The 15,876-nt window shown below is 67.3% G+C and carries 14 protein-coding genes; 2 read left to right on the forward strand and 12 right to left on the reverse strand.

Translation table 11 applies throughout. The features are described from left to right. Positions 1 to 7 precede the first annotated feature (7 nt). Together H0B43_RS11570 and H0B43_RS11575 are read right to left on the reverse strand one after the other, a co-directional pair. Positions 8 to 1,756 (reverse strand): ABC transporter ATP-binding protein, encoded by a 1,749-nt coding sequence (locus H0B43_RS11570; protein WP_185727757.1) that lies wholly within the window; start codon positions 1,754 to 1,756, stop codon positions 8 to 10. After that, the gene (locus tag H0B43_RS11575) at positions 1,753 to 3,456 is read right to left on the reverse strand and encodes an ABC transporter ATP-binding protein (RefSeq protein ID WP_185727756.1); all 1,704 of its coding nucleotides are present in this window, start codon (positions 3,454 to 3,456) and stop codon (positions 1,753 to 1,755) included. The genes H0B43_RS11570 and H0B43_RS11575 overlap by 4 nt, the downstream gene beginning before the upstream one ends. Positions 3,457 to 3,623: 167 nt before the next feature. Here H0B43_RS11575 and H0B43_RS11580 point away from each other — a divergent pair, with 167 nt between their 5' ends. Both H0B43_RS11580 and H0B43_RS11585 read left to right on the forward strand, forming a co-directional pair. Beyond that, positions 3,624 to 3,797 carry a hypothetical protein gene (locus H0B43_RS11580; RefSeq protein ID WP_005244525.1) on the forward strand — a complete coding sequence of 58 codons (174 nt, stop codon included), beginning with the start codon at positions 3,624 to 3,626 and terminating at the stop codon, positions 3,795 to 3,797. A 33-nt stretch (positions 3,798 to 3,830) separates the two neighbouring features. Continuing rightward, positions 3,831 to 5,378 carry a trehalose-6-phosphate synthase gene (locus H0B43_RS11585; RefSeq protein ID WP_185727755.1) on the forward strand — a complete coding sequence of 516 codons (1,548 nt, stop codon included), beginning with the start codon at positions 3,831 to 3,833 and terminating at the stop codon, positions 5,376 to 5,378. Here H0B43_RS11585 and H0B43_RS11590 read toward each other — a convergent pair. The 10 genes from H0B43_RS11590 to H0B43_RS11635 all read right to left on the reverse strand — a co-directional run bounded on the left by H0B43_RS11590 (position 5,348) and on the right by H0B43_RS11635 (position 15,863). Then, positions 5,348 to 6,358, reverse strand: a complete 1,011-nt coding sequence (locus tag H0B43_RS11590; RefSeq protein ID WP_185727754.1) for an NAD-dependent epimerase/dehydratase family protein — start codon at positions 6,356 to 6,358, stop codon at positions 5,348 to 5,350. The genes H0B43_RS11585 and H0B43_RS11590 overlap by 31 nt on opposite strands. A gap of 230 nt (positions 6,359 to 6,588) precedes the next feature. Continuing rightward, positions 6,589 to 7,107 (reverse strand): h domain protein, encoded by a 519-nt coding sequence (locus H0B43_RS11595; protein WP_185727753.1) that lies wholly within the window; start codon positions 7,105 to 7,107, stop codon positions 6,589 to 6,591. Beyond that, a complete protein-coding gene (locus tag H0B43_RS11600) occupies positions 7,104 to 7,835 on the reverse strand; it encodes a hypothetical protein (RefSeq protein ID WP_185727752.1) in 732 nt (243 codons plus the stop codon). The genes H0B43_RS11595 and H0B43_RS11600 overlap by 4 nt, the downstream gene beginning before the upstream one ends. Further along, the gene (locus H0B43_RS11605) at positions 7,832 to 9,238 is read right to left on the reverse strand and encodes an MCE family protein (protein ID WP_185727751.1); all 1,407 of its coding nucleotides are present in this window, start codon (positions 9,236 to 9,238) and stop codon (positions 7,832 to 7,834) included. The genes H0B43_RS11600 and H0B43_RS11605 overlap by 4 nt, the downstream gene beginning before the upstream one ends. Further along, positions 9,235 to 10,458 carry an MCE family protein gene (locus tag H0B43_RS11610; protein ID WP_185727750.1) on the reverse strand — a complete coding sequence of 408 codons (1,224 nt, stop codon included), beginning with the start codon at positions 10,456 to 10,458 and terminating at the stop codon, positions 9,235 to 9,237. The genes H0B43_RS11605 and H0B43_RS11610 overlap by 4 nt, the downstream gene beginning before the upstream one ends. Beyond that, a complete protein-coding gene (locus H0B43_RS11615) occupies positions 10,455 to 11,750 on the reverse strand; it encodes an MCE family protein (protein WP_185727749.1) in 1,296 nt (431 codons plus the stop codon). The genes H0B43_RS11610 and H0B43_RS11615 overlap by 4 nt, the downstream gene beginning before the upstream one ends. Continuing rightward, positions 11,747 to 12,802 carry an MCE family protein gene (locus H0B43_RS11620; RefSeq protein ID WP_185727748.1) on the reverse strand — a complete coding sequence of 352 codons (1,056 nt, stop codon included), beginning with the start codon at positions 12,800 to 12,802 and terminating at the stop codon, positions 11,747 to 11,749. The genes H0B43_RS11615 and H0B43_RS11620 overlap by 4 nt, the downstream gene beginning before the upstream one ends. A 2-nt stretch (positions 12,803 to 12,804) precedes the next feature. After that, the gene (locus H0B43_RS11625; RefSeq protein ID WP_312033814.1) at positions 12,805 to 13,827 is read right to left on the reverse strand and encodes an MCE family protein; all 1,023 of its coding nucleotides are present in this window, start codon (positions 13,825 to 13,827) and stop codon (positions 12,805 to 12,807) included. Further along, positions 13,824 to 14,999: an MCE family protein gene (locus H0B43_RS11630; protein WP_185727747.1), complete on the reverse strand. Its 1,176-nt coding sequence runs from the start codon at positions 14,997 to 14,999 to the stop codon at positions 13,824 to 13,826. Before H0B43_RS11630 ends, H0B43_RS11625 begins: the two co-directional genes overlap by 4 nt. Positions 15,000 to 15,011: 12 nt before the next feature. Further along, complete coding sequence (locus tag H0B43_RS11635; protein WP_073358221.1) at positions 15,012 to 15,863, reverse strand: ABC transporter permease; 852 nt, start codon at positions 15,861 to 15,863, stop codon at positions 15,012 to 15,014. Positions 15,864 to 15,876: the final 13 nt, after the last annotated feature.

Below are 15,876 nucleotides of genomic sequence, written 5' to 3' on the forward strand. Positions count from 1 at the left end.
GTGGGGCCTACCGCCCCTCCCACGCCGACCACAGTTCCGCATACCGGCCGCCGGCCGCGACGAGCTGGGCGTGCGGACCCTCCTCGACGATCCGCCCGTGTTCGAGCACGACCACCCGGTCGGCGGAGGCGGCCTGCGTCAACCGGTGGGCCACCACCAACGTCGTGCGACCGCGGGCCGCCGCCTCGGCCGACGCCTCGAGTTCCCGCGCGCCGGCGCTGCCGGCTTCCGCGGTCGCCTCGTCGAGGATCGCGACCCCCGGATTCGCTAGGACGAGCCGCGCCAGAGCCAGTTGCTGGGCCTGGGCTGCGGTCAGTTCGTGACCGCCCTCCCCGACCACGGTCTGAACGCCGTCGTCCAGTGCGGCCACCCAGACGTCGGCACCGACGGCTTTCAACGCCATCGCCGCGTCCTCCTCGGACGCGTCGGGCGCCGCGAGCCGAAGGTCGTCGATCAGCGGTCCGGCGAAGACGTGGACTTCCTGACTGACGATGGCGACACGTCGGCGGAGGTCGCCCGGTGCGAGGTCGCTCAGCGCGGTTCCCCCGATGCGCACCGCACCGGACGTCGGGACGATCGACCCGGCCGCGATCGCCGCGACCGTCGTCTTACCCGCTCCGGTCGAGCCGACGAGGGCGACCCGTTCCCCGCTCCTCACGTGCAGGCCGATGCCGTGCACCACTTCGTGGCGGCCGTCGTAGGTGTGCCGGACGTCGGTGAGTTCGAGCGTCGAATCCGCGGACTCCCCGGCGGTGGCGGTTCCGCTGTTCGAGTCGTCCGCGAGGTCGACGACGCCGACGAGCCGCGCGAGGCTCGCACCCGCCGACTGCACCTCTTCGAACGTGTACATCAGCATGCTGATCGGGTTGAACAGCCGGTGGAAGAGCAGAGCCGCGGTGGTGGTCTGGCCGACGGTCACGATGTCGGCATTCACCAGCGCGAACCCCGCCGCGAGAATGGTGGCGAGCCCCACGAACTCGGCCCGGTTGCCGCGCCCAGCGAAGCGGGTGAACAGCGCGAAGACGCCGACGGACAGATCGCGCGCCTTCTCCGACGCGCCGTTGATCTGCCCCAGATGGCTGTCTTCCAGACCGTAGGCGCGCACCGTGCGGGCGCCCTGCATGCTGCTGATCAGGGCCTGCGAACGCTCCCCCATCGCCACGCGTTCGGCGGCGTACACCGGCGCGGACCGCGGCAGGTACCAGCGCATCGCGAGCGCGTACATCGGCAGCGCGACCATCCCGGCGAGCCCGAGTCGCCAGTCGATGCCGAGCATCGTGACCATGCTCAGCACCACCAGCAACACAGCGGTGACGAGGTTGGGGACCACGTCGGTGACGGCCTTGCCGATCACGGCGACGTCGTCGCCGACCCGCGACAGCAGGTCTCCCTTCCCGACGCGTTCGACGGTCTGGATCGGCAACCGGAGCGCCCGGTCGACGGTGCGTTCACGCAGATCGGCCAGGATTTCCTCACCGAGACTGCGGATGAGGAACGACGCGAACCCGGCGCAGACGCCGCCGATCACCGCGGCGGACGCGATCACCGCGACGACCCACCCGATGGTGGACGGTGGCGCGCCGTCCTGCACGCGGTCGACGAGGACGCCGAACACGTAGACGGGGACGAGGGCCATGCTCGCGGCGACCGCTGCCACCAGGAGAGTGACGGCGCTGCGGCCGCGGCGGCGTCCCAGGTCGGATTTCAGCCACGCCCACGTGTCGCGGGCGTCCGCGACGGGCAGCAGTTCGCTCATCGCAGGACCGCCTGACGGTAGTTCGCGTCCCGGGCAGCCAGCTGCGAGTGGGTGCCCTCGCCGGCCACCGTGCCCTCGTCGAGGACGACGACGCGGTCGGTCACCGACAGCAGCGCGGGGCTGCTCGTGATGAGGATGGTCGTGTGGCTTCGGGTGGTGCCGCGGTGCCGCAGGTCGGCGATGCCGCCGGCGATCGTGTGTTCGGTGACGGCGTCGACGGCTGTCGTCGGGTCGTGCAGCACCATCACCGGCGACTGCGCCACCAGCGCCCGCGCGAGCGCGACCCGCTGCCGCTGACCCCCGGACAGCGACGACCCGCGATCGGTGACCTGATGGTCGAGCCCATCGGGGTGTGCTTCGACGACGTCCATCGCCGCGGATGCGGTCAGCGCCGCCTGCACCTCGGCCGACGTCGCGCCGGGCCGTCCGGCGGTGACGTTCGACGCGACGGTGCCGGAGAACAGATCGCCGTTGTGCGGTTCGACGAGCAGCGCACGGCGTGCCTGCGCGAGATCGGCTTCCGACAGCCGGACCCCGCCCACGGTCACCTCGCCGTCGTAGCGGTCGGGCGGAACCTGCCCGGACAGCAGCGCGGCCAGCGCCTCCGCGTCCTGCGGGCGGTACGCGACGACGCCGAGCAGTTCGCCGGGCGGAACCTGGAGATTCACCGTGCTCAGCGACCGGTAGGACACACCGGTGAGGTCGAGCGTGCTGCCGTCGAGCCGGTGGTCCGATCCGGCGGGTAGCAGCGGTTCGGCGTCCAGGACCAGCGCCAGGCGGTCCGCGGACGCGCGGGACAGGGCCAGGAATCCGGGCAGACCGGCCAGCACGCCGAGCGGTTCGATGAAGAACTGGGACAGTCCGACGACGGTGATCAGCTCGCCGATGGTGATGCGTCCCTCCAGGGCGAACCAGCCGGCGAAACCCGCGACGCCGACGGCGAGCAGGGCGCTGACGGTCATCGACACCCCGGCGAAGACGGCGGAACTCTTCGCCGTGTGGAGGGTGGCGCCCAGCGCGTCGCGGCTGGCCGCCCGGTATCGCCGCGACGCCGACACCTCCGCGCCGATCCCCCGCAGCGGCCGGAGCCCGCTCACCAGGTCCGTGGCCATGGCGGAGGCCCGGGCGACCGCAGCCTGCTGGTCGGTGGCCCGGCGGGTGATCAACGGCGCCGCGAGTTGGAGGAGACCGAGGATGACGGGGGTTCCGATCAGCACGGCGAGTCCGAGCGGGACGTCGATCAGCAGCAGCGCGACGGCGGATCCGATGGCCGCGGTGAGGGCGGCGGCCGCGCGCGGTGCGATGTCCGCGATCCAGGCGGCGCGGTCGGCGTCGGACGTCGATACGGACAGCAACTCGCCGGCCCGGAGGTCGGTGCGCACCCCGCGGGGGTCGAGGATGCGATGTGCCACCTCCATCCGCAACTGATGCGCCTCGTTCTGCATCGCGACGACGACGAACCGCGCGCCGTATCGCCATGCCGCGGTCAGCACCAGGAACAGCAGCGCCAGGGCGCACAGCCACACTGCGAGGGCGAAGACGTCACCGGTTGCGACGGCCCGGTCGACGATCACCCCGATCGAGATCGGAACCAGCGTCTCGGCCACCTGATGCAGGCAGACCAGGACGGTGCCGATGCCCAGCCGGGCACGATTCCGCACCAGCATGCGACGCAGAATCGCGGTGCCACCAGTCTTCACGCGCGTAACTCCCAACGTCGACGCTTCCCAACCCACCCATGAAGTAAGCAGACCCTAACTAGATGAACACTAATCGATGGGCAACTAGCGTTGACATGCCCGGTTCTCATAGAGTCCCCGATACGAACTACTGCGTGTGACGCAGCAGCAAGCCCGAGAGGAAAAAGATGGCCGCGAAGACGACCGCCGAAAACGACATCGCGGACGAGGATCTCGAACCCCTAGCCGACGAGACCGCCCGCCAGGCGCAGCGCGTTGTCGCTGCCTACGCCGAAGACGCCGACGAGTGCAGGATGCTGCTCTCGATGCTCGGAATCGGACCCACCACCAAGCTCGACTGAGAACTTCATCCACTTCGACCGCGAAGGAAGCCCGTGGCTGCCAGCTCGGAATCGTCAGCATCGTCAGAACGCTCGACATCTGATCCTGTTTCCGGGCAAGCCGACTTCGTCGTCGTCGCGAACCGACTCCCCGTCGATCTCGACCGCCTTCCGGACGGCACCACTCGCTGGAAGCGCAGCCCCGGTGGCCTCGTCACCGCGCTCGAGCCGATCCTGCGCCGCAACAAGGGCGCATGGGTCGGCTGGGCGGGGGTCGCGGACGCCGAGCTCGACCCCGTCGTCGAGGACGAACTCGAGCTCTACCCCGTCCCGCTGAGCGCGGCCGATATCGCCGACTATTACGAGGGCTTCTCCAACGCCACCCTGTGGCCGCTCTACCACGACGTCATCGTCAAACCCGAGTACAACCGCGACTGGTGGAACGTGTACGTCGAGGTCAACCGGCGTTTCGCGGAGGCCACCTCGAAGGCCGCCGCGCACGGTGCCACCGTGTGGATTCAGGACTATCAACTGCAGCTCGTCCCGAAGATGCTGCGGATGCTCCGCCCCGACCTCACCATCGGGTTCTTCCTGCACATTCCGTTCCCGCCGGTGGAACTGTTCATGCAGATGCCGTGGCGCACCGAGATCATCGAGGGCCTGCTCGGCGCCGACCTGATCGGATTCCACCTCCCGGGCGGCGCCCAGAACTTCCTCTACCTGGCTCGCAAACTCGCCGGCCAGCAGACGTCGCGCGGCAACGTGGGCGTCCGTTCCAAGTTGGGTGTCGTGCAGGTGGGTTTCCGCACGGTGCGGGTCGGCGCGTTCCCGATCTCCATCGACTCGGGGCAGTTGGACGAGCAGTCCCGGTCCAAGTCCATCCGGGACCGAGCCAAGAAGATCCGCAAGGAACTGGGCAATCCCCGGCACATCATGCTCGGCGTCGACCGCCTCGATTACACGAAGGGCATCGACGTCCGTCTCGCCGCGCTGCACGAACTGCTCGACGAGAAACGAGTCGACCCCGCCGACACCGTGCTCGTGCAACTCGCGACGCCCAGTCGTGAACGTGTGGAGAGCTACGTCCACATGCGCGGCGAGATCGAGCAGTCGGTGTCGCGGATCAACGGCGAGTACGGCGAGGTCGGCAGGCCCGTCGTGCACTACATCCACCGGCCCATCCCCCGCGACGAACTGATCGCGTTCTTCGTCGCCGCCGACGTCATGCTGGTGACCCCACTGCGGGACGGCATGAACCTGGTCGCCAAGGAGTACGTGGCGTGCCGCAGCGACCTCGGCGGGGCGCTGCTGCTCAGCGAATTCACCGGCGCGGCCGCAGAACTGCGCCAGGCGTTCCTGTGCAATCCGCACGATCTCGACAGCGTCAAGGACGCGATGGAGCAGGCCCTGAACCAGCCGAAGGAAGACGGCCGACGCCACATGCGGGCCCTGCGCAGGCAGGTTCTCGCACACGATGTCGACCGGTGGGCCCGATCCTTCCTCGACGCCCTCGCCCACGGCGGGGCCGCGGGTCCCGCGCTGATCGCGCCCGCCGAGGCCTCCGAGTCGGACTACGACGCGGACGCCACCGAGGACAACTGACCTTCCCGGCCCAACTGGCCGGAGGTCACCAGGAAGGCGACGAAGTCGCGGATCGTCTCGTCGGCCGGACGCGGAACGTAGCCGAGTTCGGACCGCGCCTTGGTGCCGTCGACGACCGGGGCCGCGAGCAGCGCCGACATCGCCGACCGCGACAACACGTCGGAGCCGAAGCGTGCCCCGATCGGTTCGGCGATCGGCAGCACGCGTTCGATGACGCTCAGCGGGAACGAGTACAGCGGCCCCCGACGGCCCGCCGCACGCGCTGCCCTTCTCACGGCATCGTGCATGCCGAGCATGTGCCCGGAGATCAGGTAGTTCTCCCCGGCGCGCCCCCTCTCCCCGGCGGCGATCAGGCCGGCGGCGACGTCGCGGACGTCGACGAAGTCGAACCCGCCCTGCACCGCCGCGGGAACCCGGCCACGAGCAGCGTTGCGCAGCAAGGCGTTCACGCGGGACAGTCCGTAGTCGACGGGACCGTACACGCCGGTGGGGTTACAGATCACCGCGTCGAGTCCGTCCTCGATCACGTCGCGGAGTGCGAGTTCGCCGGCCCACTTCGACCTGTCGTACACCGGGATCGCTGCGTCGACGGAGCGGGGCGAATTCTCGTCGAGCGTTCCGCCGCAAATGCTCTGATCGAACGAATGCACGGAGCTGCAGTGCACCATCCGCCGAACACCCACGGCGAGAGCAGCTTCGGCGACAGTGCGCACTCCGGTCGTGTTCACGGTCCAGGCCAGGTCGTCCTTCTGCGCGAGGGTGATCATCGCGACCAGGTGGTAGACCACCTCGGCGCCGTCCAGGGCCCACTTCATGGATTCGACGTCGAGCACGTCCGCGTTCACCCAGGTGACCCCGCATTCCGGTGCGTACCGGGAACGGACACGGTCGATTGCCGCCACCTCGTGCCCCGCCTCGACCAACAGATTCAGCAGATTGTTGCCCACGAATCCCGCGGCGCCGGTTACTGCAACCTTCATCGACGACTCCCCGTTCGGTTGTGGCCCCGCGGCGCAGCGTCGTGCGTCAGCGATCGACCAAGAGCCTCCGACAGTACTAGAACTTGTTTCACTTTGTGAAGGGGGCGGCCGGAACCGTGCGTCCGGCCACCCGGCTCTCGCCAGTTGGGTGATACGTCAGGACCACGCCCGTCGACATCCGGGTCGCCAGGTCGAGGTCGCGGACCACCGTCATGACGAGACTGCCACGCCTACACCGGGGTCAGCTGATCGACGAGCCAGCGGTCGTCCACCTTCTGCAGCGACACCCGCACCCGGCTGCCCGACGTGCGGGCGTCGGGCGCCTCGGCACTCGTCGTGGTCTGATTCAGGTACAGCAGCACCACCGCCGTGTCGGGTGTGGTCGACACGGGCGCGCCGGCCTGCACCGATACCTGCACGGTGAGTTGCTTCTCCTTCGCGCCCGGAGCGATGGTCTGCTGCACCAGCGTGGTGTAGTCGTCGCGGAACGAACCGGTGAGTCCGTCTGCGGCAGCGGCCAATTGGTTGTCGACATCGGAGAAGTCGTACGCCAGCATCGCGACGGCCTGCTTGCCCGCCGCGTCGACGGCCTCGGTCCGCGCCTGCTCCGCCAGCTGATCCTGCCGATGTTCGTACCAGAGGAAGCCCACCCCGACGGCGAGGGCCACCACCACGACCGCGGCCGCGATCTTCAACGCTGTTGCCTTGGTGATCGCGAACTTTCGCGTGCCTTCGTCGTTCTCGCTCATGGGACGAACTCCACCTTCGATGCGGTCAACTTGCCGTCGACGTCGCTGATCGTCACCCGCATCCGGAAATCGCGCGGCGACGGGTCGGGCTGTTCCTTGCTGCTCACCATCGTCCGAGCGGCCACGAGGACGTTCGCCGAGATCGATGTCTCGGTTCCGTTCTCGACGCCCGCCTCGATGACCTCTCCCTCGGTGGTCACGTTCGCGTCCTGGACGACACCGACGAAGGGATCCTCACGGCCCTGGAATTCTTCGAGGAACTGACCCGACGCTCCGGCGATGATCCGGTCGACGTCTTCCTTCGCGGTCTCGGGATGGATGGTCGTCAGGTTGAGCACCGTCTGCCGGGCGGTGTCGACGAACGCCTGCCGGCGATCGTCCCGCTCACGTGCGGACCGGAGGTCGAGCAGCAGCACCACCGCCGCGGCGACCAGCGCGACGATGACCACCGCCGTAACACCCCACGCGAGCAACGACTTCAGCGAGCGCTGCTGCTTCGGAGTGTCTGCCGCGGAAGCTTCGGGGGAGGCAGCCTTCGCCGTCGCGTCGTTTCCCGTCTCGTTCGCGGTGTGCGCGTCCACGGGCTTGGCGAGGACCACCGGCTTCGGGACCTCGGTCTCCCCCACCGGTGGGCCCGCGTGCCGGACGGCTCGTCGCCTGCTCCGCTCCCTCCCGGCGGTCGACTGCTCGGGGGAGTCGGTTGCGCGTTCGTCTGTGCTGGAACTCAAATCTGCTGACCTGTCATCATCGTCTGCCACGTCGAGTCCTTTCCCTGCACCGCCAGATCCGGTTGGGTGTACGTTCTTCCATCCGAACCAATGAAGCTACCGGTGGCCGGGTCGTAGGGCACGGCCGCGACCGGTGCACCCGCGGCGCCTTCGTAGGAACTCGGAACGGCTGTGTACGAGGGTACATCCGGCGGCATGATGGGCCCGTACGGCGGATTGTTGCCCGACGCCTCCCAGCCCTCCCGGCACGCCTCGACCGTCGGCGCGCGACGACCGGGGTATTCCATGCACGGCAGGTTCCGCGCACCGCGGACCACCGACGGGTCGTCCGGGGCGGCCTTGCAGTACAGGTCGTTCGGGGTGGCGATCGGATCGGTCTGATCGCCCGACCGGCGTTGCTCCGGGGGGAGGAATCCCGTCGTGCACGCGGGCGGGTCGTGGAGCTGCAGAGCGAAGTCGACGATCGCGCCGTCCTCCACCGGACCGCCCTTGGCCGCGGTCACCAGCGCCGCCGTCAGCGGCGGGTAGATGACGAGGACCTGCTCGATGCTCTTGTTGTAGATCACCCCGACCTGGGCGACGCTCACCAGATTCCGCAGCAGGATCGGCAGCGTCGGCTGGAGGTCCTGGAACAGCTGGGTGGCCTCCTGCGCGGCTCCCGGACCCTTCTCCAGCACCGACCGCAGACTCGGGTCGCTCGCCCGCAACTGATCGGTGAACGTCACGAGGTCCTGGGTCCACGACCGGATGGCGTCGCTGCTGACGGTCTGGGTGTCGAGCAGCGGGCCGACCTGATCGATGAGGGCCTTGGTCGCGTCGCTGTTGGCGTCGGCCTCCTCGACGAACAGCCGGGCCGAGTCGATGAGCCTCTGCAGGTCGGGTCCGGATCCGTTGAACGCGGTGAACGCCTCGTCGATCACCGTCTGCAACCGGGTGTCCGAGATGCTCGCCAGCAATTCGTCCGCTTGGTCGAGCATCTCGCCGACGTCCTGCGGAATGGTGGCTCGATCCAGCGGGATCACGTCACCGTTCGCGAGGTACGGACCGTCGGCGGCGGCTCGGGGGATCAGATCGACGTACTGCTCACCGACCGCCGACACACTCTTCACCGCTGCGTCGACGTCGGCCGGGATCTTGTAGTCGCTGTCGAGCGACATCTTCGCTTCCACGCCCTCCGCCGTGAGCGCGACATTCTCGACGACACCGATGTTGGTGCCGCGGTAGGCGACGTTGGCGTGGGAGTAGAGCCCACCCGTCGACGGCAACTGGACGCTGACTTCGTAGCGTCCGACACCGAACAGCACCGGCACCTTCACGTACTGGATCGACATCACCACCAGTCCGATGACGGTGAGGATCGAGAAGATGATCAGCTGAGCCCGAACGAATCCGGTCATTCTCATGGTGTCGGCGCCCCTCCCAGTTGCGGCGGAAGGCCGGGTATCTGTGGCAGTCCGGGTATCTGCGGAAGTCCCGGAATTACCGGCGGTGCCGGGGCCGGGGCCGGCTGCAAGGGTGCCTGCAGCGGATCGCCCGACTGTCCGGCGACGCCGGCGAGTGATCCCACCGCGCCCTCGACGCCGCCGAGTGATCCCCCGAGCCCGGTTCCGGTGAGGAAGTTGTTGTCGACGCGTGCGTTGGTCAGGTCGATCGTCATCATGAGGTTCGCGTAGTCGCCCTGAATCGCCTTGTCCATCGTCTTCATCGGGAAGGGATACGTGAGCATCAGGGTCAGCACCTGGGTCAGTGCGCTCCCGGAGTTGGCGAGTTCGCGCAGCACCGGGGTGAGGTTGCGGAGGTTCGTCTTCAGTTCCTCGCCGCTGCTCTCGACGAGGCGGCTCGCGGTGTCGCTGAGCTTGCCCACCTCGACCAGGGCGGTGGTGAGGTTCTGCCGCTGGTCGACGAGTACGTCGAGCGCGGGCGGGATGCCGTCGAGCGCCGCATCGAGGGTGGGCTTCTGCTCGTTGACGGTGCCGGACAACCGGTCGAGCCCCTCCATCGCGCCGATGATGTCTCCGCGCTGTTGATCGAGGCTGGTGACGAGCTGGTCGAGCTGCGGCAGTAGGTCGCGGATCGAGTCCTCCCGGCCGTCCAGGGTGGCGTTGAGTTCCTGGGTGATGTCGCGGATCTGGGCGATGCCGCCGCCGTTGAGCACCACCGACAACGACGACAGTGTCTGTTCGGTGGTCGGGTAGGCGCCCGCTCGCTCGATGGGGATGACGTCGCCGTCCTCGAGTGTGCCCTCGGGCGCGGTGTCGGTCGGCGGGGCAAGTTCGAGGTGTTGCGAGCCGAGGAGGCTGGTCTGGCCGATCTTGGCGGTCGCGTTGGCCGGCAGTTGGACGTCGCCGTTGATCGACACGGTGACCAGCGCATGCCAGTCCTGCACCTCGATACCCGTCACCGCTCCGACTGTCACGTCATTGACCCGGACCGGCGAGTTCTGCGACAGCGTCGTCACATTGGGCATCTGGATCTCCACGGTGTAGGCGTCGTCGCCCTGCCCCTCGGTGCCGGGCAGCGGGAGCGAGTTCAACCCTTCCCACTCGCACCCGGTCAGTGTCAGGGACAGCGTGATCGCCACCGCCGCGACGCCGCCGCGACGCACCCGTGTGCGCTTCGTCATCGCCCACCTCCCGGCTGCAGCAGATCGTTCAGGTCTCGGGGCACGTCCACAGTGGGCATCCCGGCGAGGGTGCCGGTCACCGGGGGCGCCGCGGTCCGCGGCGGGACGGAGCCCTCGAGACTCGGCGGGCTGTACTCGATCTGGTCGGGGAACGCATTCACACCCGTGGTCGGGTTGGTGAGGATGGGCAGGTAGTTCATCGTCAGCGAGTTCAAGACCGGCGACAGGTACTGGGTACACAGATCGGCACTTCGATTCGCCTCGTTGGCCTGCAGGCTCTGGATGGCACCGCACATGAAGTTGACGGGATTGCCGAAGTTCGACATGGAGATGGCACCGACGAGCGAACCCTGCGCCGGTTTGTAGATGTTGCTGAAATTGGCGAGCGCCGTGGGCGCGACGTGGAGGACCTGCTCGATCTGCGGCCTCTTGTCGGCGAGAACCTGGGTGGCGTCGGCCAGCCGCCCGACCTGCTCGCTGAGGGCGGCCCGGTTCTCCACCACGAACCGATTGACGTCACCGAGCGCGATGTCGAGATCGTTCAGTGCCGCCCCGAGTTCGTCGGAGTTGGTGGCGAGCATGTTCGACACCGACGCGAGCCGGCCCTCGAACTGGACGATCTGCTCGTTGCTCGACGACAGCGCGGCCACGAACGTCTGCAGGTTGCGGATGGTGGAGAAGAGGTCGGTGCGCCCGTCGGACAGCGTCCGCATGGTCTCCGACAGCTCGCGCAGCGTGCTCCGCAGCGATTCGCCGTTGCCGTCGAGATTGTCTGCGGCGGTGTCGATGAACGTGCCGAGGGAGCCCTGCGGGTCGGCCCCCTGCGGTCCGAGCGCCTCCGACAACTTGTTCAGTTCGGCCTTGATCTCGTCCCACTCCACCGGCACCGCGGTGTGCTCGATCGGGATGCTCGCTCCGTCGCCCATCGTGGGCCCACCCGAATACACCGGCGTCAGCTGGACGAACCGTCCCGACACCAGGCTGGGCGCGACGATGACGGCCTTGGCATCGGCCGGAATCTCGACGCTCTTCTTCACGTTCATGGTGACGCGGGCGAAATCGGCGCCGGGCTCGATCGAGTCGATCGTGCCTACCTTCACGCCGAGGACGCGGACGTCGTCACCCGAATACAGTCCGGTCGTCGTCGGGAAGTAGGCCGTGATCGTGTTCTGGAACAGCTTCGGCACGAACATCACGGCGGCGCCGACGACCAGCACCACCACGACTGCGGCGATGCCTCCGCGGATCAGCCACTTCTTCCGCGTGTTGGTGATTTCCGGGTTCGTCGTCATCGTGGCGGTTCCCTCAGCTCGATGGACGGACCTGTCTGCAGATAGGCCTGGAGGTCGTTGGGGAGATGCTCCGGCCAGGTCACGGCATCACTCAAACCCTGGAGCAGATTGCCGATGCCGATGTTGTAGACGTACGCCATGAAGAACGGGCCGCTGCCGACCGATTCCCCGAGCTGGGTGGCGTACGGCGCGAGGCCGTCGAGGGCCTGCGAAATGTTGTCCTTGTTCCGCTGCAAGATCTCGACCACCGAGTTCAGCTTGTCGAGCGTCGGTTTCATCTGCTCCTCGTTGTCCTGGACCAGACCCGTCAGCTGCTGGGACACCGCGGAAATGTTGACGATCAGCTGACTGATCGCCGCGCGGCGGCGGTCGAGTTCGCCGAACAGCTGGTTCCCGTCCACGATGAGGGAGTTGATCTGCCCGCTGCGTTCGGCGAGGATTCCGGTCACGTTCTCCGCACGTGAGAGCAATTGCCGCAGGCTCTCGTCTCGCGAATTGATGCTCTCGGACAACCGCGTCAGGCCGTCGAGCGCGGTGCGCAGTTCGGGTGGCGTGTTCTCCAGCGCGCCGGACATCGCATTCAACGCGTTGTTGACCTTGTCGGTGTCGAGTTCGGACACGGTGGTCGACAGGTCGCCGAGCGCGTCGTTGAGCGAGTACGGAGAGTTGGTGCGTTCCAAGGGAATCGTCGATCCCACTCGCATCGTGTCGTGCCCGAGCGGGGTGACGGCCAGGGATTTGCGCCCGAGGACCGTGTTGGTCTTGATGTTCGCCTCGGTGGCGTCGCCGAGCGCGATACCGTCCTGGATCGAGAACGTGACGAGCACGTTCTGATCGTCGAGTTCGACGTCGGCGACCTTACCGACATCGACACCGGCGAGGGTGACGGTGTCGCCGGCCATCAGGCCGCCCGCGTCCTCGAACACGGCCGAGTACTGCGTTCCGCCCGAGAGGAATTGCAGCTGATCGTATTGCAGGGTCGCGATCACGATCATGCTCGCGACGGCGACACCGATGATGCCCACCTGTACGGGATTGCGCTCGCTCTTCATGGCTACGGTGCACACCTCCCCGCCGTCTGTCCGCCCGGCATGTTGAGGAGCAGATCCGATCCGTCCGGGCCGGAGAACTTGAACTTCACTGTGCAGACATACATCTGGAAGAAGCTGCCGTACGTACCGATCCGGATGAGGCGGCGGTAGGCGGCGGGCAGATTCTGGAGGACCCAGTCCAGGTCGCCCTCCCCGGCCTGCAATTGAGTGGCGGTCCTATCGGCCTCGGCGATCGTGCTCTGCAGCGGAGGCCGCGCGCCCTCGAGCAGGTTCGCGAGGTCCCCGGTGGCTCCCGCGATGCGGGGAATGGCGTCACCGATCTGGTCGCGGTCCTGGGAGAGCCCGCTGACCAGCTGCTGCAGCTGGTCGAGCGTCGACCGGAACTGGTCGCCCCGGTCGTTGATCGTGCCGAGAACCTGGTTGAGGTTCGTGATCACCTCGCCGATCAACTGGTCCCGGTCCGCCAGGGTGTTCGTGAACGAACTCGTGCTACCGAGGAGGGAGACGAGTGTTCCGCCCTGTCCCTGGAACACCTGCACCAGAGCGTCGGACAGGTCGTTGACCTGCTGTGGGTCCAGTGCCCGCAGCAGCGGCTTGAACCCGCCCAGCAGGAGGTCGAGATCGAGTGCGGGAGAGGTGTTCTCGACCGGAATCGAGCCACCGTCCGGCAAACGCTCCACCGATCCGGCGCCCTCGAGCAGTTCCATGTACCGGTCGCCGACGAGATTCTCGTACCGCACAGTCGCCTTCGTCCCGTCGAACAGCGAATACTTGGTATCGACAGTGAAGTCGACGGCGGCCAGGTTGTCGTCGTCGATTTTCACGTTCTCGACGGCGCCGACGGGAACGCCGGCGATCCGCACCTTGTCGCCGGGCTTGAGTCCGGACACGTCCGTGAACGTGGCGTGGTAACCGTCGCTGCTACTGAAACGGTACTGGCTGAACACCAGGGCGAGACCGGCGAAGATCACCGACATCACCGTCGCGAAGATCAGCAGCTTGACCGTGGTGGCTCGCACAGTCACTGCCCACCCTGCTCGGGGTACACACCCGCGAACAACAACTGGAACACCTTCGGCAGGTGCACCTGAACTTCCGTCGACGGCACGAAGGGCACCGTTCCGGTGTCGGCGACGACGAAGTTCGCGTGCACGCTGGGATCAGGATCGGGAAGACCGTGACAGTTCGGCCCTCCTGTCGCGTTCACTTTCGGCAGGTCCTTCGGGTAGGTGTACGGCGTCTGCCCGTACATGAAGCTGGCGCTCAGCGCGATCCCCGGCTGGTTGCCGCCGATGAGTTGTTCGGCGAGCGGGATCACCTTGTTCAGGCCGACGATGAAGCAGGAGATCTCGGGCGAGTACTCGGCGAGCAGATCCGTCGTCGGGATCAGCAGGTCGAGCGCGGAGTCCAGGTTCCGCTCGTTCTCGGTCAGTACGGTGTTGGCCGTGTCGGCCAGCCCGGTGACGTTGAGCAGCACCGCGTCCAGGTTGTCCTGTTCGTCGACGACGGTGCCGCTGGTGGCCGTCGCGTTGTCGAGCACCCGCAGCAGGTCCGGTGCGGTGTCGGCGTAGACGTCCGTGACCTGGGCGGCCTTGGACAGGTCTTGCTGCAGCTGAGGCAGACTCGGATTCATCTTCGCCAGGTAGCTGTCGCTCTGCTCGAGCAGCGCGCCGAGTTCGTCGCCCCGTCCGTGTAGCGCCGAGGAGATGGCGCCGAGCGTGGCGTTCAGCTTCTCCGGCTGCACCTTGGCCAGCACGTCGGAGAGGTGCTGGAAGACCGTGTTGAACTCGACGGTGACGTTGTCGGAGGCGATGACGGCACCCGGCTGGAGATGGGTGGACGACGGATCCTCCGGCATCACGAAATTGACGTACTTCGCGCCGAACACGGTGGTGGACTTGATCTCCACGGTGGCATTCGACGGAATCAGCGACATCATGTCGGGGTACATGGCGAGCTTCAACTCGGCACCGTCCGGCACGTGTTCGATGGCGCCGACGCGACCGACCTCGACACCGAGGAGCTTGACCTTGGCGTCGGGTTCCATCACCAGCCCCGAGCGATCCGAGGTGACGGTGACGGGCGTGGTCTCACTGAAGGTTCCGTTGAACATGGCGAGCGAAACGCCGATGATCGCGAGGAGACTCACGACGAGGACGAGTGCCGCGAGCTTCTTCTTCCCACCCGAATCAGTCATCGACCGGCACCCCTATCCCGACAAGTTGAAGTTGCCGGACCCGCCGTAGATGGCGAGCGAGATGAGCAGGGTGACGGTGACGACGGCGATCAGCGAGGAGCGCACCGCGTTGCCGACGGCCACGCCGACACCGACCGGACCGCCCGAGGCGTTGAAGCCGTAGTAGGTGTGGATGAGCATAATCGCGATCGCCATGACGATGGCCTGGGCGAACGACCACAGGATGTCCGTGGGTATCAGGAACGTCGAGAAGTAGTGGTCGTAGACACCGGACGACTGGTCGTACAGCACCACGGTCGCGAACCGGCTCGCCATGAACGATGCGATCACCGCCAGGGCATACAGCGGGATGATTGCGATCATTCCCGCCATCACGCGCGTGCTGACGAGGTACGGAATCGACGGGATCGCCATCGTCTCGAGCGCGTCGATCTCCTCGGAGACGCGCATCGCGCCGAGTTGCGCGGTGGAGCCGGCACCGATGGTCGCGGCGAGCCCGATGCCCGCGATGACCGGGGCCGCGATGCGCACGTTGATGAACGCCGCGAAGAAGCCGGTGAGGGCTTCGACGCCGATGTTGCCGAGCGAGCTGTACCCCTGCACCGCGATGGTGCCGCCGGTGAACAGTGTCAGGAAGCCGACGATCACGACGGTGCCGCCGATGACCGCGAGCGCTCCCGTGCCCATGCTGATCTCGGCGATGAGCCGCAGCGTCTCCCGCGGGTAGTGCATGATCGCGCGGGGTGCCGAGCCGATGGCACGCGCGAAGAACAGCGCCTGCTCACCGAGCCGGTCGATCGAGCGGGACGCCGACGCGAACCGTTTGCGAGTTCGGGGAAAGCGCCCGGCCGCCGCTAGTGCCATCTACTCCACCACC

This window comes from Rhodococcus sp. 4CII (assembly GCF_014256275.1).
In the GTDB taxonomy this organism is placed as follows: domain Bacteria; phylum Actinomycetota; class Actinomycetes; order Mycobacteriales; family Mycobacteriaceae; genus Rhodococcus_F; species Rhodococcus_F wratislaviensis_A.